The following is a 20,294-nucleotide window of genomic DNA, read 5'->3' on the forward strand; positions in this document are numbered from 1 at the left end:
ATTCATTTTTGAATTCATATATAATGAGCGAAGAAATTAAAAGATTTAAAATCACTATTGACGGACAGACTACAGAAGTTTTGCCCGGAACTTCCATTTTGGAAGCAGCCCGACAAATCGGCGGTAAATCTGTACCACCCGCAATGTGTTACTACAAACCGTTGGAGAACAGCGGTGGTAGATGCAGAACCTGCCTCGTAGAAGTTTCTAAAGGTTCAGACGCAGATTCGCGACCGATGCCCAAACTCGTTGCTAGTTGCAGAACCAGCGTGATGGACGGTATGGAAGTGAAAAACCTGACATCTGAAAAAACCCAAGAAGCCAGAAAAGCAGTTACTGAATTTTTGCTGATTAATCACCCACTCGATTGCCCAGTTTGCGACCAAGCAGGAGAATGTCATTTGCAAGATTTAGCTTACGAACACGGTGTAGAAGCTACCAGAACCGAATTCGAAAGAAGAACTTTCGAGCCCGAAGATATTGGTCCGTACATAAAATTAAACATGAACCGTTGCATTTTGTGTGCAAGATGTGTACTTGCAGCGAACCAATTAACCGAAGAACGTGAGCACGGAATCCTTTTCAGAGGTGAGCATGCAGAGATTTCAACTTATTTGAATAAAGCTTTGGATAATGAGTTCATCGGAAACGTAATTGATGTTTGTCCGGTTGGTGCATTAACCGATAGAACTGCGCGTTTCGCGAGCAGAGTGTGGTTTACAAAACCGATGAACGCTACCTGCAAATGCGACAAATGTGCTGGAAAAGCCGTAGTTTGGATGAAAGGTGACGAGATCATCAGAGTTACAGCAAGAAAAGACCAGTACGATGAAGTGGAAGAATGGATCTGTAACGAATGCCGTTTCGAGAAAAAAGATCTAAAATACTGGAATATCGAAGGACCAAGACATATCGACAGACACTCGGTGATCTCGCTTAACCATTATGAAAAGCCGAAAAATATGATCCGTCTTTTGAACAATCCTGATGCAAAAGAAATCGGCGAAAAAGACGAAATAATTTAATTTGAAAACGATCTAATTTAAGTATGTATTGATCATATTTAAATTTCAAATGATATTACCTATGGATTTACTTACCTTTAAAATCATTTTAGTTCTTGCACTTTTCGCCCTATCGATGGGTGTTGCCGCCTACTCCACTTGGGGCGAAAGAAAAATTGCTGCTGCATTGCAGGATAGAATCGGACCGAACAGAGCCGGACCTTTCGGGATATTGCAACCTTTGGCAGATGGTGGAAAACTCTTCTTCAAAGAAGGATTTGTACCACAAAATGCCGATAAATTCCTTTTCTATCTCGGGCCTGGAATCACGATGTTTGTTTCCCTGATTACCGGTGCGGTCATTCCGTGGGGGAAATCATTGAATATCGGTGGAACTTCATTTGATATTCAAATAGCTAATATTGATATTGGGGTTCTTTATCTGATCGGAATGGTATCTATCGGAGTTTACGGAATGATGATTGGTGGATGGGCTTCGAACAACAAATATTCTTTAATTGGAGCCATTCGTGCGTCTTCGCAGATGATTTCTTATGAATTGGCAATGGGACTTTCTTTGTTATCAATTATTTTAATGTCGGGAAGTTTAGACTTATATTATATCACTTCAGCACAAGGAACCGGAAAAATCTGGGGCATTATTCCTGCAGACGGAATGAACTGGAATATCTTCTATCAACCATTGGCATTCATTATTTTCTTCGTAGCAGCTTTGGCAGAAACCAACCGTCATCCATTTGATTTGCCGGAATGTGAATCTGAATTGGTGAACGGATATATGACCGAATATTCTTCCATGAACTTTGGGCAATATATGTTCGGGGAATATGTAAATATGTTTATTTCCAATGCATTGATCGCTACTTTATTCTTCGGAGGATTCAATTATCCAGGAATCAACTGGGTTTCTGAAAACTGGGGAGAAAACGTAGCTGGCATTTTAAGTATCGTTGCCATGCTTTCGAAAGTAATTTTAGGAATCATCATTTTCATGTGGATTCGTTGGACGATCCCAAGATTCCGTTATGATCAACTGATGCATCTAGGTTGGAAAACCCTTATACCGCTCGCTTTGGTGAACTTGATTATCACCGCTGCTGTAATTGTGTTTTTTGCCCAATAATTAAAATAAAGTAAAGTTTTCATGCTAAAAAGCTTAAGCCAATAGCTAAAACAAAAACAATATGAAACTGACCAACAGATCTAAAGTAGTCTCGAATAAAGAGATGACTTTTATGGAAAAAATATACCTCCCGGAAATTTTCAAGGGAATGGCAATTACCATGAAACATGCGCTTGCTGGTAGCAAAGGCAAAGTATATTCATACCCGGAAGTACAAAAACCAAGAGCAAAAGTATGGCGCGGACAGCACGTGTTGAAACGTGATGAAGAAGGTAGAGAACGTTGTACAGCATGTGGACTTTGCGCCGTGGCTTGTCCCGCAGAAGCGATCACCATGACCGCAGCGGAAAGAACTAAGGAGGAAAAAGATCTTTACAGAGAAGAAAAATATGCATCCGTATATGAAATTAATATGTTGAGATGTATTTTCTGTGGAATGTGCGAAGAGGCATGCCCGAAATCTGCAATTTACCTTACCGATAGATTGGTAGATGTGGAAACTAACCGCGGAAGCTTCGTGTACGGAAAAGATAAGTTGGTAGAAAAAATCAATGAAAGAATTGATGTTTCTGAAAGACAGAGTGAGTTACAAAAAAAATCAGTAAAATAAATGGAACAGATTATATTTTTCTTGGTCGCATTTTTGGCAGTAGCAAGCGCTGTATATTTTGTATTTGCAAGAAACCCGTTGTACTCCGTACTTTCCCTCATCGTAACTTTCTTTTCCATCGCAGCGATGTATATCTTGCTCAATGCTCAGTTTCTAGGAATCGTTCAGGTTATTGTATATGCAGGAGCCATCATGGTATTATTCCTTTATGTATTGATGATGTTGAACTTGAATAAAAACGATGAAAGTAAGAAGCAGAATCTAAGCAAATTCATTGGAGTTTTCGCAGCCGGAATTCTTTTAATAGGACTTCTTGGAGCTTTCAAAGGTCTTAAAGGAAACAGTTTCGCAGGAAATGTAGATTCATCAGTCGGATTGACCAAAAACCTTGGCCGGTTATTATTTAACGAGTATGTATTGCCATTTGAACTTGCTTCTATCCTTATTCTCTCGGGAATTGTAGGTGCAGTTTTAATCGGTAAAAAAGATTTATAGTATTATGGGAGAAGTAAATTCATTTGTACAGACCGTCCCTTTGGAATATTTCATTATTCTGAGTACAGTTTTGTTCTGTTTGGGAGTTTTGGGAGTATTAATCCGAAAAAATGCCATCATTATTTTGGGATGTGTAGAGCTGATGTTGAATTCTGTAAATCTTATGCTCGCAGCATTTTCCAGCTATAAAGGTGATGGAAGTGGCCAAATCCTGGTGTTCTTCATCATGGTGGTTGCAGCTGCTGAAGTTGCAGTAGGATTAGCGATTATCGCAATGATGTACCGAAATACCAAATCGGTTGACGTCAGTATTTTTAATAAATTAAGAGGATAAATAAAGGATGGAAAATTTAGTTTACGCAATTGTTCTATTACCCTTATTCGGATTTTTGTTCAATGGACTTTTCGGGAAAAGTCTTCCAAAAATCGTAGTGGGAAGTATCGCAACACTGGTAGTTTTTGCATCTTTTTGTATCGCTGTCAGTTTATTTTTGAATTTTAATGCAGATTCGCAACCGGTTATCGTAAGAGCTTTTGAATGGTTCCGGGTGAATGGTATTCAGGTGAACTTCGGTTTCCAAATCGATCAGTTATCATTGATGATGATTATGATTATTACCGGAATCGGATCGCTGATTCACCTCTACTCTATCGGCTATATGAGCCACGACAAAGGTTTCTATAAATTCTTCACTTATTTGAATTTATTTATCTTCTCCATGCTGTTATTGGTAATGGGAAGCAATTATCTAATTCTTTTTATCGGTTGGGAAGGCGTAGGATTGTGTTCTTATTTATTGATTGGTTTCTGGTACACCAACAAAGAATATGAAGCAGCGGCCAGAAAAGCTTTCATCATGAACAGAATTGGAGACTTGGGTATGTTGATCGGGATTTTCATGATCGCTTATCAAACCAATGCTGTAGATTTCCTTTCTGTAGCTCAGAATTCTTCTAAGTTCCAACTCGATTCTCCAGTGATTATTTTCATCACAGCAAGTCTTTTCATCGGAGCTATCGGAAAATCGGCTCAGTTGCCATTATTCACATGGTTACCAGATGCGATGGCGGGTCCAACTCCGGTTTCTGCGTTGATCCACGCTGCAACGATGGTTACCGCAGGGGTTTATTTGGTGGTAAGATCCAATTTCCTTTATTCATTGGCACCAACTACGATGGATGTAATCCTTTTCATCGGGTTATTGACCGCTTTTGTGGCCGCGTTTATTGGTTTAAGACAAAATGATATCAAAAAAGTTCTCGCTTACTCTACTGTTTCACAGCTCGGCTTTATGTTCGTAGCATTGGGAGTTGGCGCTTATACTACCGCAATGTTCCATTTGATGACGCATGCGTTCTTCAAAGCATTGTTGTTCTTAGGTTCTGGTTCAGTAATTCACGCGATGAGCGGCGAACAAGACATGAGATTCATGGGTGGTTTGAAAAAGAAAATTCCTATTACCCATATCACTTTCCTCATCGGAACTTTGGCTATTTCAGGTTTTCCATTCCTTTCAGGGATGATTTCTAAAGATGAAATTTTAACCAATGTGTATGGTAAAAACCCAATTCTTTGGGTCGTGTTATTCATTGTAGCAACGATGACGGCGATTTATATGTTCAGAGCGTATTACTTAACCTTCTACGGGGAATTCCGAGGAAGTGAAGAGCAAAAACATCATCTTCATGAAAGCCCAAAAACGATGACCATTCCATTGATCATCTTAGCTGTATTATCAATTCTTGGAGGTTTCATCAATCTTCCGCATTTCATTGGTCATGGTCATTATGCGAAATTAGCATATTGGCTGAAATCGATCTATGTATATGATGTATCATTGCCTGAAGTAAAATTCGGAACCGAAATGATCTTGTTGGGATTAACGCTTGTAATGTTCTTCACAGTGTGGTATATTGTAAAAAATATCTACGTCAACAAGAAAAAAATGGCTTTACCGGAAGAGAAATATACCGGCTGGGAAAGGCTTTCGAACAAGAAATTGTTTTTGGACGAAATTTATAACGCAACCTTCGTGAAAATGACGGAAGGTTTGGGAATTGGAGGAAATATGTTCGACAAAGGGGTTTTGAATAGATTCGTAGAATTTATCGGAACAGGCGCTGAAGATTCTGGTAGAGCAGCAAAAAGACTTCAAAACGGAAACGTGGAGAATTATGTGCTCATCATGTCATTGGCGATCGGAATTATTTTAATTGTTAACTTTTTATTACAATAGTAAATGTCGTATCTATTATTAACATTATTACTATTACCTCTCGTAGGTTCTGCATTGGTGTTCGCGTGGAAAAATCCCGCAAGTAAGTTTTTAGCATTGGGAATTGCATTTGTACAAATGTTCCTTACCTTCTATATGCTATCGAATTTCGATTTCAAACCAACTGTTGACGGAGTTCTTCAGTATGAAATCAATTATCCTTGGTCACAATTTATCAAGAGTAATTTGCATTTCGGGATTGATGGAATGAGTATGTTGCTGGTATTATTAACCAATATTTTAACGCCACTCATCATCCTATCATCCTTTAACGAAAAACCGGGATATAGAAACACTTTCTACGGATTAATTCTCTTGATGCAATTCGGTTTGGTTGGAGTTTTCACTGCTTTGGATGGTTTGTTATTCTACATTTTCTGGGAAGTTACCCTTATTCCAATCTGGTTTATCGCTGGAATTTGGGGACAAGAAAACAAGAAAATCGCATTCACGACAAAGTTCTTCGTATATACATTTGTTGGATCTTTATTTATGTTGATGGGATTGATTTACGTTTATACCCAATCGGCATCATTTGCACTTACGGATTTGTATAACGCAAACCTGAATCCATCGGAACAAACGGTGATTTTCTGGTTCATCTTCTTTGCATTTGCAGTTAAATTACCGGTTTTCCCTTTCCATTCTTGGCAACCAGATACTTATACCTATTCGCCAACCCAAGGTTCCATGCTTCTTTCGGGAATTATGCTGAAGATGGCGGTTTACGGACTTTTAAGATATTTACTACCAATCACTCCCGAACCTATTCTTGGAATTTCAGGGCAAATCGTTTTGGTGCTTGCAATCATCGGAATTGTACACGGAGCTTTAATTGCCATTATCCAGAACGACTCGAAAAGAATTATCGCTTATTCTTCCCTATCCCACGTTGGATTGATGGTTGCCGGAATTATGGCATCAGCAATTTTAACGGTAAAAGGAACTTTAGTAATCGAAGGCGCAGAAGGCGCCATGGTACAAACTTTCGCTCACGGGATCAACGTGGTAGGATTGTTTTATTGTGCTGATATTCTTTATAAAAGATTCAAATCCAGAGATATTCGACAAATGGGTGGTTTAGCAAAAGTAGCTCCGAAATTTGCTGTTTTGTTTCTGCTTATTTTGTTGGGCTCAGTTGGTTTACCTTTAACAAATGGCTTCATTGGAGAATTCATTTTGTTGAAATCGGTATTCGATTATAGTGGACTTGCAGCGATATTTGCGGGACTTACGATAATTTTCTCGGCGGTATATCTTCTTAGATTTTACGGAAAAGCCATGTTTGGTGAAGGAGATGAAGCGATCTTGGCTTCAGCAAAAGACCTTTCGACAGTGGAATTTTCAGTATTGGCGAGTTTAGCAGTTTTTGTAATTCTACTAGGAGTTTTCCCTCAGCCGCTAATTGAAATGGTGAACAGTTCGCTGAAGTTTATTTTTACTTCAATGATGAATTAGAAAAAATAAAATAATTAAGAAATAAAAGACAAAGATCGCAGACAAAAATCTGAAATCTGAACTCTAAAATCTCAAATCTAAATTAAATGAGCGTTTTAATCATTATATTCCTAACTGCAGTTGCCGCATTGTTTGCAGGAGTTTTCGAAAAAGGAAAATTTTCACGATATATCGGTATTTTAGGGCTTCTCATCGCGTTATATGTAAGCTTTCTGCCGGAATGTTCTTTCTTTAGTCAATACAAAGCCATGTTCGAATTTGGTCCGAACGCGGCGCTGTTTACCAAAATTTCTATCCTGGTAACCTTGTTGATTTTCTTTTTGGGAAGTTTTGCATTCAACAATCACAGAAGTCATCAATCCGAATTGTACGCGTTGATTTTATTCTCGCTGTCCGGAGGAATTATCTTGTTTGGATTCCAAAATTTGGTGACTTTATTCCTCGGAATTGAGATTCTTTCCATTCCGTTGTATGTTTTGGCAGGTAGCAATAAGACTAACCTTCGTTCCAACGAAGCTTCTATCAAATACTTCTTGATGGGTGCATTTGCCACCGGTTTCCTTTTATTTGGAATTGCCCTAATCTATGGAACTGCAGGAAGTTTTGATCTTTACACGGTTCACCAATACTCAATCGCCAATCCGAAAGACTTGATGTTTGTTGCAGGAGCAGTATTGATGTTGGCTGCGTTATCATTTAAAGTTTCTATGGCACCTTTCCACATGTGGAGTCCGGATGTTTATCAAGGTTCACCTTCTTTGATTACTGCTTTCATGATGTCGGTGGTAAAAATTTCAGCGTTCTTCTCTTTGTTTAGAGTAATGACAATTGGTTTTGCAGGAATTATCGGTGAGTGGATCAATATCATCGGGGTTTTAATCATCATCACTTTGTTCCTTGCGAATACGATGGGACTTGCACAGAGCAATGCCAAAAGAATGTTGGCTTATTCTTCCGTATCTCACGTTGGATATCTGGGATTAATTTTCTTTGGTTTAAATAATCTTTCAGCATACAACCTTGCATTTTACCTTTTCGCCTATTCTATCGCAACAATTGGGGTAATGTCTTGTTTGATCTGGGTAGAAAAACTTAAACGTGAAACCTCGTACAACGCGTTCAAAGGTCTTGCTCAGTCGGAACCGATTATGGCAGTTGCGGCCGCTGTTTCTATGTTATCTATGGCGGGAATACCACTTACTGCAGGTTTCATGGGAAAATTTTCCATCTTTGCACAAGCCATTCAGTATCCGAAAATGGGAACTTTCATGGTTTTGATCGCGGTATTGGGCTCAGCAATTTCTATCGCTTACTATTTACGATTGATCATGATAATGTTTTTCCCGAAAGAAAGCAGTTTCAAAACTTCGGAAAGAGTACCGTTAACTTACAATATCGTTGCAGTATTCATCATTTTTGCACTTGTTGCACTGGGAATCTTCCCGGATTTGTTTGCAAGACAGTTTGGAATATAAAAATTTTACATAGTTAAATATAAAACGCAGTTCTTTTGAGCTGCGTTTTTTTTGTTTAAAAATATTTTAATCATTTGATTAAATCAAAATATTAATCTTAAATTTGCTAAAATAATTTTAGTCATGGATTCCAAAAAAGACATTTCAACCGAAGAAAAAATCCTTATTTCAGCTTCAAAGGTTTTTACTGAGAAAGGGTTCTCGGGAACACGGACAAGGGATATTGCAGAAGAAGCCGGAATTAATCTGGCATTACTGAATTATTATTTCCGCAGTAAGGAGAAACTTTTTGAGCAGGTCATGAAAGTAAAAATCGTTCTCCTTTTCGCTAAGATCATTCCTATTATTACCAGCGAAAAAATAAGTATTGAAGAAAAAATAGATATTGTTAGTGAAAAGTATTTCGAGATTTTGTCTAAAAATCCAAACCTCCCCCTTTTCGTCCTCAGTGAAATTCAGAAGAAGCCTTCAAACATAACCTCACTGATTCCGGTCGATCAGTTTCTGAAAACTTCGGTCCTTCTGAAACAGATCCGCGAGAAGAAACCGGACCTCAATCCGCTTCACTTTATCGTCAATTTTCTGAGTATGACGGCATTTCCTTTTATCGGAAAGCCAATTATTAAAAATTTCAATATCCTGAGCGATGAGGAATTTCAGAAATTTGTTGCAGAGCGTAAGACTTTAGTTCCACTCTGGATTAAAATGATGCTTAACAGTTAAAAACCATTTCAATTAAACCTTCTGAAATGAAAATATTTAAATTACTGCTACTACTTACTTTTCTGCTCAGTCTTCCGGTCAATGCTCAGGAAACGGTTACTTTGGAAGAAATCCAGCTGCTTGCGAAAGAGCATTATCCGCTTATCAAAAGAAATGGCCTCATCGAAAAAACCCAAACCTATACGCTGGAAAATATCGCTAAAGGATGGCTGCCTCAGATCAACGTTGTGGGCCAGGCGACCTACCAGAATGAAGTGACCCAACTGCCCTTTGCGCTTCCCAACAGTTCGGTGGAGCCGCTGAGCAAGGACCAGTATAAAGTTTACGCCGATATTCAACAGACGGTTTATGATGGCGGAATAATTTCTAATCAGAAAAAACTGGCAAAAATTCAGTCGGAAACAGAGATTCAGAAGAACGAAGTGGAACTCGATCAACTGGAAGAAAGAATCAACCAGATTTATTTTGGAATTCTGCAAAGTCAGGAACAGATGCAGCAAACAGAAATTACAAAGAATGACCTTGAAAACGGATTGAAAAAAGCCAATGCACAGCTTCAATTCGGCACCATTCTCCGAAGCCAGGTAGATGTCCTGAAAGCACAGCTCATCGGGTTACAACAGCGTCAGATTGAAGTTCAGTCACTTCGTAAAAATTTAATTGAAACTCTTTCTCTGTTCACAAAAAAAGACTTCAATGAAAATACAATTTTTGAAAAGCCTGAAAAACTGCTTCTTACCAGCGAAAACAACCGCACCGAACTGAAGCTCTTCAGCCTTCAGCAACAGTTTCTGGAAACCCAGAAATCTCTCGTACAATCTAAAAATCTGCCCAAACTGGGAGCATTCTTCCAAGGTGGATATGGGAAACCGGGTTTCAATATGCTTCGTAACGAGTTCGATGTTTTTTATATCAGCGGGCTGCGGCTTCAGATACCTATTTCAGGATATTATACTAAAAAAAATGACCTTGTGCTGCTCAATACCCAGCAACAGAATCTGGAAATTCAAAAAGAAAACTTTCTCTTCAACCAAAATTTTTCCACCATCCGTAACAATGAAGAATTAGAAAAGCTTCAGAAGCTTATTCAGAAGGATGAAGAACTCATCGTGTTAAGACAAAGTATTAAAAAAGCCAGCCTTGCCCAGCTCGAAAACGGCGTTATCAATACCAGCGACTATCTGCGGGAAGTAAATGCCGAAGAACAGGCCAGAATTCAGAAAACGACCCATGAAATTCAGTTTCTCTTAACACAATACAACCAAAAAGCACAGCTTAATAATTAAGAGTTACGAGTTGAAAGTGAACAGTAATAATTTACCCTAATGAAAAAATTTATCCTGCCCATAATATTGATGACTGTCGTGGCATGTTCCAAGTCAGAAACAGATTACGACGCTTCCGGAACTTTTGAAGCCGAAGAAATAATGGTCACCGCCAAAGCCAGCGGTACGATTCTGAAACTTGATGTGGAGGAAGGTCAGCAACTCACATTCCATGAAAAGGTAGGCGAAATTGATCCAAAAACCATAGAACTTCAGAAAGAACAGGTCATCGCCAGCATAGATGCTTTGGAACAGAAAACAGGTTCCGCAGTTCCACAAATCCAGGTACTGCAGACCCAAATCTCAGCTCAGTCTGCTAATGTTTCCGTGCTGCAGGAACAGCTTCGAAACGCCGTTCGCGAACGTGACAGAACCGCCAATCTCGTCGCAAGAGATGCGGCCACCCAAAAGCAGCTGGATGATGCCAACGGACAGATCAAAGTAATACAAAAACAGATTGCTGCAGCGCATACTCAACTGAACACCTTACAACAGCAGATTGCTGCCGCGAAAGAAAATGTGTCGATTCAGAACCGCGCCATCTTAAGCGAAAGAAAACCTACCCAGAAAAAAGTAGAACAAATGGATGAACAACTGAAAAACAACTCGATTGAAAGTCCCATTTCAGGCATGGTGCTCACAAAATACATGAACGAAGGGGAATTTGCGCTGACCGGAAAACCTGTTTTCAAGATGGCGGATCTGGAGCTGATGATTTTAAAAATCTTTATCACGGGCGATCAGCTGGCGCAGGTAAAAACAGGTCAGCAGGTTAAAGTTTTCATCGACATGAGTGAAGGAAAAACAAAAGAACTTCCCGGAACGGTATACTGGATCAGTCCCAAAGCGGAATTCACCCCGAAAACCATTCAGACCAAAAATGAGCGGGCCAACCTTGTATACGCCGCAAAAGTACATGTGAAGAACGACGGCCTCTTGAAAATCGGGATGTACGGTGATGTAAAATTTTAAGAGCCAGGTAAAAAGTCAAAAGAATCAGCTGAAATGAAATCCATCAAAGTCAATAACCTTACAAAGATCTATGGCAAGAAAAATGAAAAGATTCTTGCAGTGGATGATGTGAGTTTTGATGTGAATCCGGGAGAAATTTTTGGGCTTATCGGTCCAGATGGTGCAGGAAAAACCACCATTTTCAGAATGCTGACGACTGTTTTGCTGCCCGATTCCGGCTCCGCTACAGTTGAGGGACTCGACATGGTGAAGGATTATAAAAAAATACGCCGGATTCTGGGTTATATGCCCGGAAAATTCTCTTTGTATCAGGATTTGACGGTGGAAGAAAACCTGAATTTCTTTGCCAGTATTTTCAATACAACAATCAATGAAAACTATCATCTCATCAAAGATATTTATATCCAGATTGAACCTTTTAAAGACCGGAAAGCCGGCGCTCTTTCCGGTGGAATGAAACAGAAACTGGCCCTCTGCTGTGCACTTATTCATAAACCCAAGGTTTTATTCCTGGATGAACCCACAACGGGTGTGGATCCGGTATCGCGGAAAGAATTCTGGGAAATGCTTCAGCGTCTGAAAAAACAGGGCATCACCATGGTAGTCGCAACACCTTATATGGATGAAGCCGCGCTTTGCGACCGGATTGCCTTAATTCAGCATGGAAAAATCCTTTCCATTGACACTCCGGAGCAGATCAGTGAAAGTTTCCCCGATTTGCTTTTTGAAGTGAAATCAGGTAGAACTTCCGCTGTATTGCGCGCACTGGAGAATTTCACACAGAAAAAAAATGTATATGCTTATGGAGAATCCGTGCATTTGACGGTAGACCGAAATGAAGATTTCAATATCTCAACTATAGCAGACTATTTAAAAAACGAAGGGTTTACAGACACTGAAATAAAACCTGTAAAAGCAAGTATCGAAGACAGTTTTATAAGACTTCTTTCAGACAGGTGAAAGTTGTAAATGAAATTTGAACTTTCAATCATGAAATATAAAAGAATGAATTCCAAAGAAAAACAAATCGCCATTAAAGCTGAAAACATCACCAAGGTTTTCGGAGATTTCACAGCGGTGGATCATATCAGTTTTGAGGTGGAAAAAGGAGAAATATTCGGATTTCTGGGCGCAAACGGTGCCGGAAAAACTACCGCGATGCGCATGTTCTGCGGACTTTCGGTTCCGACTTCGGGGACGGCAACTGTGGCAGGTTTTGATGTTTATAAAGAAACCGAAAAAATCAAGAAAAACATCGGATATATGAGTCAGAAGTTCTCACTTTACGGAAATCTGACTGTAGCTGAAAACCTGAATTTCTTTGGCGGAATCTACGGTATTCCAAGAAAAGAACTTAAAGCAAAGTGTAGTGAACTGCTGCAAAAGCTCAATTTAGAAGAAGAAAAAAACAAACTGGTTTCCGAACTTCCATTAGGCTGGAAACAGAAACTTGCCTTTTCTGTCGCTGTCTTCCACGATCCGCAGATTGTTTTTCTGGATGAACCTACCGGCGGTGTGGATCCTGTAACGCGACGACAGTTCTGGAATCTGATTTATGAAGCTTCAGAACGTGGAATAACGGTTTTCGTAACGACACATTATATGGATGAAGCGGAATACTGCGACCGCGTTTCGATTATGGTTGACGGAAAAATTGCAGAGCTCGATACGCCTTCAAATCTCAAAAAACAGTTCAGCTCCCAAACAATGGATGAAGTATTTTATGAACTAGCGCGCGGCGCAAAACGTTCGGAATAATTAATTAAATGAAGTGAAACAGTTACTAACTTTTGTCCGGAAAGAATTTTTACACGTTCTGCGTGATAAAAGGACGCTGCTCATCCTTTTCGGGATGCCTGTGGTGCAGATTCTGCTTTTTGGTTTCGCCCTGAGTACAGAAGTGAAAGACACACGGATCGGGGTTCTGGATCAGGATAAATCTCAGGCATCCATCGAGCTGGTTTCGAAAATCCACGCCAACCGTTATTTTGATATCGAGCAGGATCTGAAATCCATCCATGAAGCGGAAGACGCTTTCAAAGGCGGACGAATTAAAATGATTATGGTAATTCCTGCGGGTTTTTCTGAAGATCTTATCAGTGGGAAAAAAACTCAGCTTCAACTCATCACCGACGGAACCGACCTGAATCTGGCGAACCAGATCTATAATTTCATGTCGAATATTATACTCGATTTTTATGGCCAGCAAACTTTAATGCAAACATCCGGCATACAGCCCGAAATCCGGATGCTCTATAATCCACAGCTTCAGGGCGCCCCCAATTTTGTACCCGGCGTTATGGCCTTTATCCTGCTCATCATCTGTGTACTGATGACTGCCATTGCGATTGTGCGCGAAAAAGAAACCGGCACGCTGGAAGTGCTGCTGGTTTCGCCCATGAAACCCTATGTCATTATTCTGGCGAAAGCGATTCCTTATTTTATCCTTTCGGTTATTATACTCATTTCCATTCTCATTTTAAGCGTCACAGTCCTCGATTTACCCATAAAAGGAAATCTGTTTCTACTTTTCGGAATCAGCATTATTTTTATCATCACCAATCTTTTGCTGGGGATCGTCATCTCCATTCTCACCCAGACACAGCAAACCGCGATGCTCATCTCGCTGATCGGCACCATGCTACCCACGCTTATGCTCAGCGGTTTTATGTTTCCGGTAGAAAATATGCCGCTACCGCTGCAGGTCGTCGGGAACGTGATTCCGGCCAAATGGTATTATGAAATCGTAAAAAACATTATGATTAAAGGCACCGGCCTGGAAGTCATCTGGAAGCACGTATTGGTTCTTATCGGAATGATGGCCATTCTGTTTATAATCGCGGTGAAAAAATTCAAAATAAGGCTGGAATAATTTTAAAATATGTTTAGAACACTCCGTATATTAATTAAAAAAGAGTTCCTGCAAATCTTCAGGAACAGAGCCATTCTGGCCATCATTTTCGTGATGCCTGTTGTACAGCTGGTGGTTCTGCCGTTGGCGGCGAGTTACGAAATCAAAGACATAAAAATTGCGGTGACCGACCACGACAAATCATCTTTATCACGGGAACTGATACGAAAAATTACCGCTTCAGGATACTTTAAAATGACCGCTTATGGGGAAAACTACACGCAGGCGTATCAGGAAATAGAAAAAGACCGTGCCGACCTCATCATTGAAATTCCCAACAATTTTGAAAAAGACATTGTAAAAGAAAACCGCCAGAAAGTGCTGATCGCCATCAATGCAATCAACGGTACAAAGGCCGGACTTTCTGCAAGTTATCTTGCGCAGATTCTTCAGGATTTCAATTCGCAGATTCAACTCAAAATGTCGCCCGAACTCGAAAGTATGAGCAAAATCTCCGGTCTGGAAACCGTACCGATGTTCTGGTTTAATGAACATTATAATTACCGCCTTGCTCTTGTTCCGGGAATTCTGGGCTTCCTTGTGACTTTAATCGGGGGATATCTTACCGCGCTGAACATCGTAGCCGAAAAAGAAACCGGCACCATTGAGCAGATTAATGTCTCCCCGATCCGAAAAGTCGATTTCATTATCGGCAAACTTTTCCCGTTCTGGATTCTGGCCATGGTTGCGTTCAGTCTGGGACTATTGGTTACGGTTTTTGTTTACAACATAAGGATTGAAGGAAGTCTACTTCTACTCTACGCTTTTGTATCGGTTTATCTTATCACCATTCTTGGCATGGGGCTTCTGGTTTCTGTTTACAGCGAAACTCAGCAGCAGGCGATGTTTGTGGTGTTCTTTTTCATGATGATATTCGTACTGATGAGCGGACTTTTCACGCCGGTTGAAAGCATGACCGACTGGGCAAAATACATCGCGTACCTCAATCCTGTGACTTATGGTGTTGACGGCATCCGGCTGATTATGCTTAAAAACAGCGGCTTCACTGATTTGCTGCCTCATTTTGCCTTTATTGTTTCCTTAGGAATCGTGGTCATCACATGGACGGTTCTGCGTTACCGGAAAACGAATTAAAAATCCTATAACCTGAAATATAATTACTAACTTTAGAAAGCCATGAAACGTACCCTGTTACTTATTTTTCTGTTTCTTTTCGGTCTCGTTACTCTTTTTATGCGCAGCGCGGTTTTATTCGACTGGCTGGGCATCCGCGAAAAAGAAGGGAATTTTGTTCCTGCCGTGGTCTGGGCGAACTGGCTGTGCGGATTTCTTTATCTGGTTGCTGCTTATGCAGTCTTTAAAAGCAGCCTTCGGGCAAAAATTCCATTGATTACTGCACTCTTCATTTTGATTGCAGCATATCTCTATCTCTTTATCCACATCAGTAACGGCGGTTTGTACGAAACAAAAACAGTGGGCGCCATGGCATTTCGGGTCGGTATTACTGCTTTATTCCTTTTTACAACCATAAAAATTTTTAAAAAATGAAAAAAAACATTGCTTTCAGCACTTTTAGGGCTGGCCATCGTAATTTCCTGTGAAAAGAAACAGGAAACTACCGAAAATCAGGATCATCCGAATCATACCGAAAATGTTGTAGCTGAAACTGAAGCAGAATCTACCCATGACGATCATGCCGACGCCAGTGCAAATTTGGAACTCAACAATGGCAAAAAATGGAAAACCAACACCGAAATGCTGCCGTACATCCAAAAACAGGAACATCTCATTGATGCGTACGACGATGAAACCGGAGATTACAAAAAACTCGCAGCAGACCTTTCAACAGCCAATGACCAGCTGATTAAAAGCTGCACCATGACCGGCAAATCTCACGATGTGCTTCACGTTTGGCTTACCGATCACATGAAAAAAATTAATCTGCTTGCCACAGCGGCCACACAAAAGGAAGCTGAAAAAAGTGCAGAATCACTGGAGCATTCTATGGAATCTTACCACCAGTATTTCGAATAATAATTTAAAATTAACCTCATTCATCAACCTTCAGAATTTTTTTCTGGAGGTTTTTCTTTAGTAATATTTTCGATTGAAATTTTCTATCGACGCCAATTATCAATATCACATCAATTAACATATTTTGGCTTTTTCATCCGCAAGAAAATTGTTAATTTTAAAAACAATAATTAAACAATATTACAATGAGTTCAAAAGTTTACGACAGAGTACAACTGAAAGAAAAGTACGACAACTACATTAACGGACAATGGACTCCACCGGCAAGTGGAAAATATTTTGATGTAATTACCCCGTTGGATGGAACAGTGATGGGCCAAGTGGCACACTCCAACGAACAAGATCTGGAAATGGCAGTAAATGCTGCGGAAGCGGCTTTCGTAACTTGGGGAAAAACTTCCGTAACCGAAAGAAGCAATATCCTCAACAAAATTGCGGATCGCATGGAAGCCAACCTGGAAAAAATTGCAGTGGTAGAAACCATGGACAATGGAAAACCAGTTCGCGAAACCCTGAATGCCGATATTCCTTTGGCGATAGACCATTTCAGATATTTCGCCGGGGTAATTCGAGCGGAAGAAGGTTCTTTAATGGAATTAGACAGCAATACGGTTTCCTTAATTGTGAATGAACCTTTAGGAGTGATTGCTCAAATTATTCCTTGGAATTTCCCGATTCTGATGGCTGTATGGAAAATTGCACCAGCTTTGGCAGCAGGAAACTGCGTGGTACTGAAACCGGCTGAAAGTACGCCAATCTCAATTTTGGTATTGATGGAAATCATCGGCGATTTGCTTCCACCGGGAGTCGTTAATATTGTAAATGGTTTTGGAGGAGAATTAGGTCATGCCTTAGTTACCAACAAAAAAGTGGCAAAAGCAGCATTCACGGGTTCTACTGCAACAGGAAGACTGGTGATGCAATATGCTACTGAAAACATCATTCCGGTAACTTTAGAATTGGGAGGTAAATCGCCAAACGTTTTCTTCGAATCCGTGATGGATGAAGACGATGCCTTCTTCGACAAAGCGTTGGAAGGAGCGGTATTATTTGCCTTAAACCAAGGTGAAATCTGTACTTGTCCATCCCGATTACTGGTACAGGAAAGTATTGCTGACAAATTCATCGAAAGAGTCGTAGAACGTGTTAAAGCCATTAAAGCAGGAAATCCTCTCGATACTTCTACAATGATCGGTGCGCAAGCTTCGAAAATCCAGTACGACAAAATCCTTAGCTACATCAACCTTGGTAAAGAAGAAGGTTGCGAAGTGCTGACAGGTGGCGACGCTAATGTATTGGAAGGCGAATTGAAAAACGGCTACTACATCCAGCCAACCCTATTGAAAGGTCACAATAAAATGAGAGTTTTCCAGGAAGAAATCTTCGGACCCGTACTTGCGGTAACCACTTTTAAGGATGAAGCAGATGCAATCGCGATCGCAAACGATACCATTTATGGTTTAGGAGCCGGAGTTTGGACCAGAGATGCTCACCAATTGTACCAAGTTCCAAGAGCAATCCAGTCAGGAAGAGTTTGGGTAAATCAATACCATTCTTATCCTGCAGGTGCACCTTTCGGAGGTTACAAACTGTCGGGAATTGGTAGAGAAAATCACAAGATGATGCTCGATCATTACCGCCAAACCAAGAATATGCTAATTTCTTACAGCAAAGAAAAATTAGGATTCTTCTAAATGAACAAAGGTGGATTTCTCAAAAAAATCCGCCTTTTTTTTCTTTTAAATGAAAAATTATTCACCCTAAAAATTACTATTAATGAACAATACACAGCGACTTTCCGCAACCCCAAAAGCTTTGGAACTGATCAAGGAACTCTCCGAAGAATTTGGAGATTTGATGTTTTATCAAGCCGGTGGCTGCTGCGAAGGAACCCAGCCACAATGTTTTCGCAAAGGACATTATTATCCGCGCACAAAAGATGTGTGCATCGGTACTGTTCTAGGTTTTTATTTTTGGGTGGATCACGATTTATATGAATACTGGAAATACAACCATTTTGAACTCGATGTTACCGATGGTTTCGGTGCTGGCGGATTTTCACTGGAGACAGCAAAGAAAAAAACCTTTAAAATCAATTATCGGGTTTTATCCAAAGAAGAAATCGAAAATCTCGAAGAACCACTTATATATCATCAGTACATGATTTTGGAGAAAGAAAAGCAGAGTGTGGCTCGGTCTTAAAGACTAAATAATATTTGTTTTTTCTTCATTTAACTCATTTAAATATTTTTGGGCTATTCTCGTTTCTAAATGGTAAATTTTCTCTTCAATTGATCCGCCTTCGGCAATCCCGGAAAGTCATATTGAGTGCTATTAAAACAACGTCATGAATGAAAATTTTCATTATATTGCATAAAATTACTGAATAAGATGAAAGGAAAAATAAAATTAAAGCTCAATCAAAAATCTTCTTTTAAGAATAATATATACGAAATTTTTATAGACGATACTTTCGTCGGTAATGTTGATTATAAAAATCCAAAATTGGATATTGTAACAACGCTTGGAAATCATAAAATTCTTGTGAAAGGACAAGATTATGAGAAAGAGCAAAATTTTAATTTGAGTTCGCGAAAAATTATTTTACCTATTGATATTAATGAAAATTTCTTATGGACAAATCAACACTCAGAATTACCTAAAATAATGAATGGAGTTATCATAGGATTTTTATTGGTTTATGCTTTTGTTATTACATATTTGCTGTATAACAGGCAAATTGAATTTATGTATCCGCTAGTTATTCCTTTTTTCATCTTATTATTTACAAATTCATCTCTAAAAAGTAGTCATAAATTTAAATTGCATTTTAGATAGTTGAAAGCAACTGCATATATTAACCAGACTTTCGTTTCGCTCTAACAGCCGACAATAAATTACCTGTTAAAAAGAACCTTCGGGAGCTTTTTGCACAATAATGCTTTATCGTACAAAATTTTTAAAAGATTGAAGAGACTTCGAGAAAAGTCTCTTTTTTTTTTGCCATTTTAGTGATTTTTTAGGTAACTTAGTTCCATTGGAAATTATTGGGTACGAATGGTCTGAACTTGAACTTTCGCTTAAAATAAGGTCACACTTCGCCGATACTTTTTCCTTTGTTAAACTTTTTGGAAAACCCCGTAATACAAACATATGGCGACATTTTTTACAAACGAAAATTCTCCCAACAATTCAAATAATAGTAATGAACTTTTTGCTGAAGGAACAAATGGTTCTTTAAAAGTCAATGACACGACGGTTGAATTAATTAGAAAAGGACTAAACGCTAAACTTCTTGGTCTTCGTGGAAATAAAGAAATATTAATTTCAAGTATAACTTCAATTCAATTTAAAGAACCAGGAATGTTAACTAATGGTTTTATACAATTTGCGTTTTCAGGAAGTAGCGAAAGTAAAGGTGGAGTTCTTGACGCAACAAAAGATGAAAACAGTATTGTATTTACTAAAAAGAACCTAAAACAATTTGCTTATTTGAGAGATGTGATTAATCAAAGAAGGAACGAGATTAACAATTTATCTTCAAATTATAATCCGCAATCAAACAATGATTTTGCTGATTTAGAAAAACTTGCAGAGTTACGAGATAAAGGTATTTTGACAAATGATGAATTTGAATTAAAGAAGAGACAAATCCTAGGAATATAAAAACAACTTAAAATAACTCGTAGTGCATTATAAAAGGTTGTTCATAATACGAAAAAAAATCGTATATTGTATTGACTACCAATCGAATACACTATGAATAACCTAGATGCAATTTACGATTTTATTTTAAATGAATTAAGAAAATTAACCTTAAATGAAAATTTTTATTTTAAACCTATTAAACCAAAATTGAGTGATTTAGAACTTATTGCCATAAATATTTCTGCAGAATATTTATCA

The 20,294-nt window shown here is 39.1% G+C and carries 21 protein-coding genes and 1 pseudogene; all 22 read left to right on the top strand.

Translation table 11 applies throughout. The annotated features are described in order from the left end of the window. Positions 1-23 precede the first annotated feature (23 nt). Positions 24-1,025, top strand: a complete 1,002-nt coding sequence (locus AP75_RS11025; protein ID WP_031504399.1) for a 2Fe-2S iron-sulfur cluster-binding protein — start codon at positions 24-26, stop codon at positions 1,023-1,025. Between the two features lie 61 nt (positions 1,026-1,086). Continuing rightward, positions 1,087-2,148, top strand: a complete 1,062-nt coding sequence (nuoH, locus tag AP75_RS11030) for an NADH-quinone oxidoreductase subunit NuoH (protein WP_088264702.1) — start codon at positions 1,087-1,089, stop codon at positions 2,146-2,148. 61 nt (positions 2,149-2,209) lie between these two features. Further along, positions 2,210-2,758, top strand: a complete 549-nt coding sequence (locus AP75_RS11035; protein ID WP_031504401.1) for a NuoI/complex I 23 kDa subunit family protein — start codon at positions 2,210-2,212, stop codon at positions 2,756-2,758. Next, complete coding sequence (locus tag AP75_RS11040; protein WP_088264704.1) at positions 2,759-3,253, top strand: NADH-quinone oxidoreductase subunit J family protein; 495 nt, start codon at positions 2,759-2,761, stop codon at positions 3,251-3,253. Between the two features lie 4 nt (positions 3,254-3,257). Next, positions 3,258-3,587 (top strand): NADH-quinone oxidoreductase subunit NuoK, encoded by a 330-nt coding sequence (gene nuoK, locus AP75_RS11045; protein WP_088264706.1) that lies wholly within the window; start codon positions 3,258-3,260, stop codon positions 3,585-3,587. Positions 3,588-3,594: 7 nt separating this feature from the next. After that, complete coding sequence (gene nuoL / locus AP75_RS11050) at positions 3,595-5,490, top strand: NADH-quinone oxidoreductase subunit L (protein ID WP_088264708.1); 1,896 nt, start codon at positions 3,595-3,597, stop codon at positions 5,488-5,490. A 3-nt stretch (positions 5,491-5,493) separates the two neighbouring features. Continuing rightward, positions 5,494-6,987: a complex I subunit 4 family protein gene (locus AP75_RS11055; protein ID WP_031504404.1), complete on the top strand. Its 1,494-nt coding sequence runs from the start codon at positions 5,494-5,496 to the stop codon at positions 6,985-6,987. A gap of 86 nt (positions 6,988-7,073) precedes the next feature. Further along, positions 7,074-8,462 carry an NADH-quinone oxidoreductase subunit N gene (locus AP75_RS11060; RefSeq protein ID WP_088264710.1) on the top strand — a complete coding sequence of 463 codons (1,389 nt, stop codon included), beginning with the start codon at positions 7,074-7,076 and terminating at the stop codon, positions 8,460-8,462. A gap of 123 nt (positions 8,463-8,585) precedes the next feature. Next, positions 8,586-9,185, top strand: a complete 600-nt coding sequence (locus tag AP75_RS11065; protein ID WP_031504406.1) for a TetR/AcrR family transcriptional regulator — start codon at positions 8,586-8,588, stop codon at positions 9,183-9,185. A gap of 26 nt (positions 9,186-9,211) precedes the next feature. Then, positions 9,212-10,471, top strand: coding sequence for a TolC family protein (locus AP75_RS11070; protein WP_088264712.1), 1,260 nt, complete (start codon positions 9,212-9,214; stop codon positions 10,469-10,471). Positions 10,472-10,510: 39 nt separating this feature from the next. Beyond that, entirely contained in the window at positions 10,511-11,482 is a 972-nt protein-coding gene (locus tag AP75_RS11075; RefSeq protein ID WP_031504408.1) for an HlyD family secretion protein, read from the top strand. 33 nt (positions 11,483-11,515) lie between these two features. After that, positions 11,516-12,442, top strand: coding sequence for an ABC transporter ATP-binding protein (locus AP75_RS11080; RefSeq protein ID WP_088264714.1), 927 nt, complete (start codon positions 11,516-11,518; stop codon positions 12,440-12,442). 45 nt (positions 12,443-12,487) lie between these two features. Continuing rightward, entirely contained in the window at positions 12,488-13,240 is a 753-nt protein-coding gene (locus tag AP75_RS11085) for an ABC transporter ATP-binding protein (protein ID WP_088264722.1), read from the top strand. A 13-nt stretch (positions 13,241-13,253) separates the two neighbouring features. Then, positions 13,254-14,354, top strand: a complete 1,101-nt coding sequence (locus AP75_RS11090) for an ABC transporter permease (protein ID WP_031504412.1) — start codon at positions 13,254-13,256, stop codon at positions 14,352-14,354. A 9-nt stretch (positions 14,355-14,363) separates the two neighbouring features. After that, a complete protein-coding gene (locus AP75_RS11095) occupies positions 14,364-15,488 on the top strand; it encodes an ABC transporter permease (protein ID WP_031504414.1) in 1,125 nt (374 codons plus the stop codon). A gap of 42 nt (positions 15,489-15,530) precedes the next feature. Then, positions 15,531-15,902 carry a hypothetical protein gene (locus AP75_RS11100; protein WP_088264716.1) on the top strand — a complete coding sequence of 124 codons (372 nt, stop codon included), beginning with the start codon at positions 15,531-15,533 and terminating at the stop codon, positions 15,900-15,902. Between the two features lie 9 nt (positions 15,903-15,911). Continuing rightward, complete coding sequence (locus AP75_RS11105; RefSeq protein WP_034767683.1) at positions 15,912-16,388, top strand: hypothetical protein; 477 nt, start codon at positions 15,912-15,914, stop codon at positions 16,386-16,388. A gap of 185 nt (positions 16,389-16,573) precedes the next feature. Further along, positions 16,574-18,082, top strand: coding sequence for an aldehyde dehydrogenase family protein (locus AP75_RS11110; protein ID WP_088264718.1), 1,509 nt, complete (start codon positions 16,574-16,576; stop codon positions 18,080-18,082). An 82-nt stretch (positions 18,083-18,164) separates the two neighbouring features. Continuing rightward, a complete protein-coding gene (locus tag AP75_RS11115) occupies positions 18,165-18,590 on the top strand; it encodes a DUF779 domain-containing protein (RefSeq protein WP_051872725.1) in 426 nt (141 codons plus the stop codon). 189 nt (positions 18,591-18,779) lie between these two features. After that, complete coding sequence (locus tag AP75_RS11120) at positions 18,780-19,226, top strand: hypothetical protein (RefSeq protein ID WP_031504420.1); 447 nt, start codon at positions 18,780-18,782, stop codon at positions 19,224-19,226. 315 nt (positions 19,227-19,541) lie between these two features. Continuing rightward, entirely contained in the window at positions 19,542-20,054 is a 513-nt protein-coding gene (locus AP75_RS11130; RefSeq protein ID WP_051872726.1) for a DUF4429 domain-containing protein, read from the top strand. A 93-nt stretch (positions 20,055-20,147) separates the two neighbouring features. Beyond that, positions 20,148-20,294: pseudogene (locus AP75_RS14930) on the top strand (IS982 family transposase); the annotation flags it as partial.

The sequence above is a fragment of the Kaistella haifensis DSM 19056 genome, from assembly GCF_000735695.2.
In the GTDB taxonomy this organism is placed as follows: Bacteria; Bacteroidota; Bacteroidia; order Flavobacteriales; family Weeksellaceae; genus Kaistella; species Kaistella haifensis.

What these genes read in the sequence shown, in the direction of transcription:
- AP75_RS11025 (WP_031504399.1), top strand. Translation starts at nt 24, where the DNA reads ATGAGCGAAGAAATTAAAAGATTTAAAATCACTATTGACGGACAGACT.
- nuoH (WP_088264702.1), top strand. Translation starts at nt 1,087, where the DNA reads ATGGATTTACTTACCTTTAAAATCATTTTAGTTCTTGCACTTTTCGCC.
- AP75_RS11035 (WP_031504401.1), top strand. Translation starts at nt 2,210, where the DNA reads ATGAAACTGACCAACAGATCTAAAGTAGTCTCGAATAAAGAGATGACT.
- AP75_RS11040 (WP_088264704.1), top strand. Translation starts at nt 2,759, where the DNA reads ATGGAACAGATTATATTTTTCTTGGTCGCATTTTTGGCAGTAGCAAGC.
- nuoK (WP_088264706.1), top strand. Translation starts at nt 3,258, where the DNA reads ATGGGAGAAGTAAATTCATTTGTACAGACCGTCCCTTTGGAATATTTC.
- nuoL (WP_088264708.1), top strand. Translation starts at nt 3,595, where the DNA reads ATGGAAAATTTAGTTTACGCAATTGTTCTATTACCCTTATTCGGATTT.
- AP75_RS11055 (WP_031504404.1), top strand. Translation starts at nt 5,494, where the DNA reads ATGTCGTATCTATTATTAACATTATTACTATTACCTCTCGTAGGTTCT.
- AP75_RS11060 (WP_088264710.1), top strand. Translation starts at nt 7,074, where the DNA reads ATGAGCGTTTTAATCATTATATTCCTAACTGCAGTTGCCGCATTGTTT.
- AP75_RS11065 (WP_031504406.1), top strand. Translation starts at nt 8,586, where the DNA reads ATGGATTCCAAAAAAGACATTTCAACCGAAGAAAAAATCCTTATTTCA.
- AP75_RS11070 (WP_088264712.1), top strand. Translation starts at nt 9,212, where the DNA reads ATGAAAATATTTAAATTACTGCTACTACTTACTTTTCTGCTCAGTCTT.
- AP75_RS11075 (WP_031504408.1), top strand. Translation starts at nt 10,511, where the DNA reads ATGAAAAAATTTATCCTGCCCATAATATTGATGACTGTCGTGGCATGT.
- AP75_RS11080 (WP_088264714.1), top strand. Translation starts at nt 11,516, where the DNA reads ATGAAATCCATCAAAGTCAATAACCTTACAAAGATCTATGGCAAGAAA.
- AP75_RS11085 (WP_088264722.1), top strand. Translation starts at nt 12,488, where the DNA reads ATGAATTCCAAAGAAAAACAAATCGCCATTAAAGCTGAAAACATCACC.
- AP75_RS11095 (WP_031504414.1), top strand. Translation starts at nt 14,364, where the DNA reads ATGTTTAGAACACTCCGTATATTAATTAAAAAAGAGTTCCTGCAAATC.
- AP75_RS11100 (WP_088264716.1), top strand. Translation starts at nt 15,531, where the DNA reads ATGAAACGTACCCTGTTACTTATTTTTCTGTTTCTTTTCGGTCTCGTT.
- AP75_RS11110 (WP_088264718.1), top strand. Translation starts at nt 16,574, where the DNA reads ATGAGTTCAAAAGTTTACGACAGAGTACAACTGAAAGAAAAGTACGAC.
- AP75_RS11115 (WP_051872725.1), top strand. Translation starts at nt 18,165, where the DNA reads ATGAACAATACACAGCGACTTTCCGCAACCCCAAAAGCTTTGGAACTG.
- AP75_RS11120 (WP_031504420.1), top strand. Translation starts at nt 18,780, where the DNA reads ATGAAAGGAAAAATAAAATTAAAGCTCAATCAAAAATCTTCTTTTAAG.
- AP75_RS11130 (WP_051872726.1), top strand. Translation starts at nt 19,542, where the DNA reads ATGGCGACATTTTTTACAAACGAAAATTCTCCCAACAATTCAAATAAT.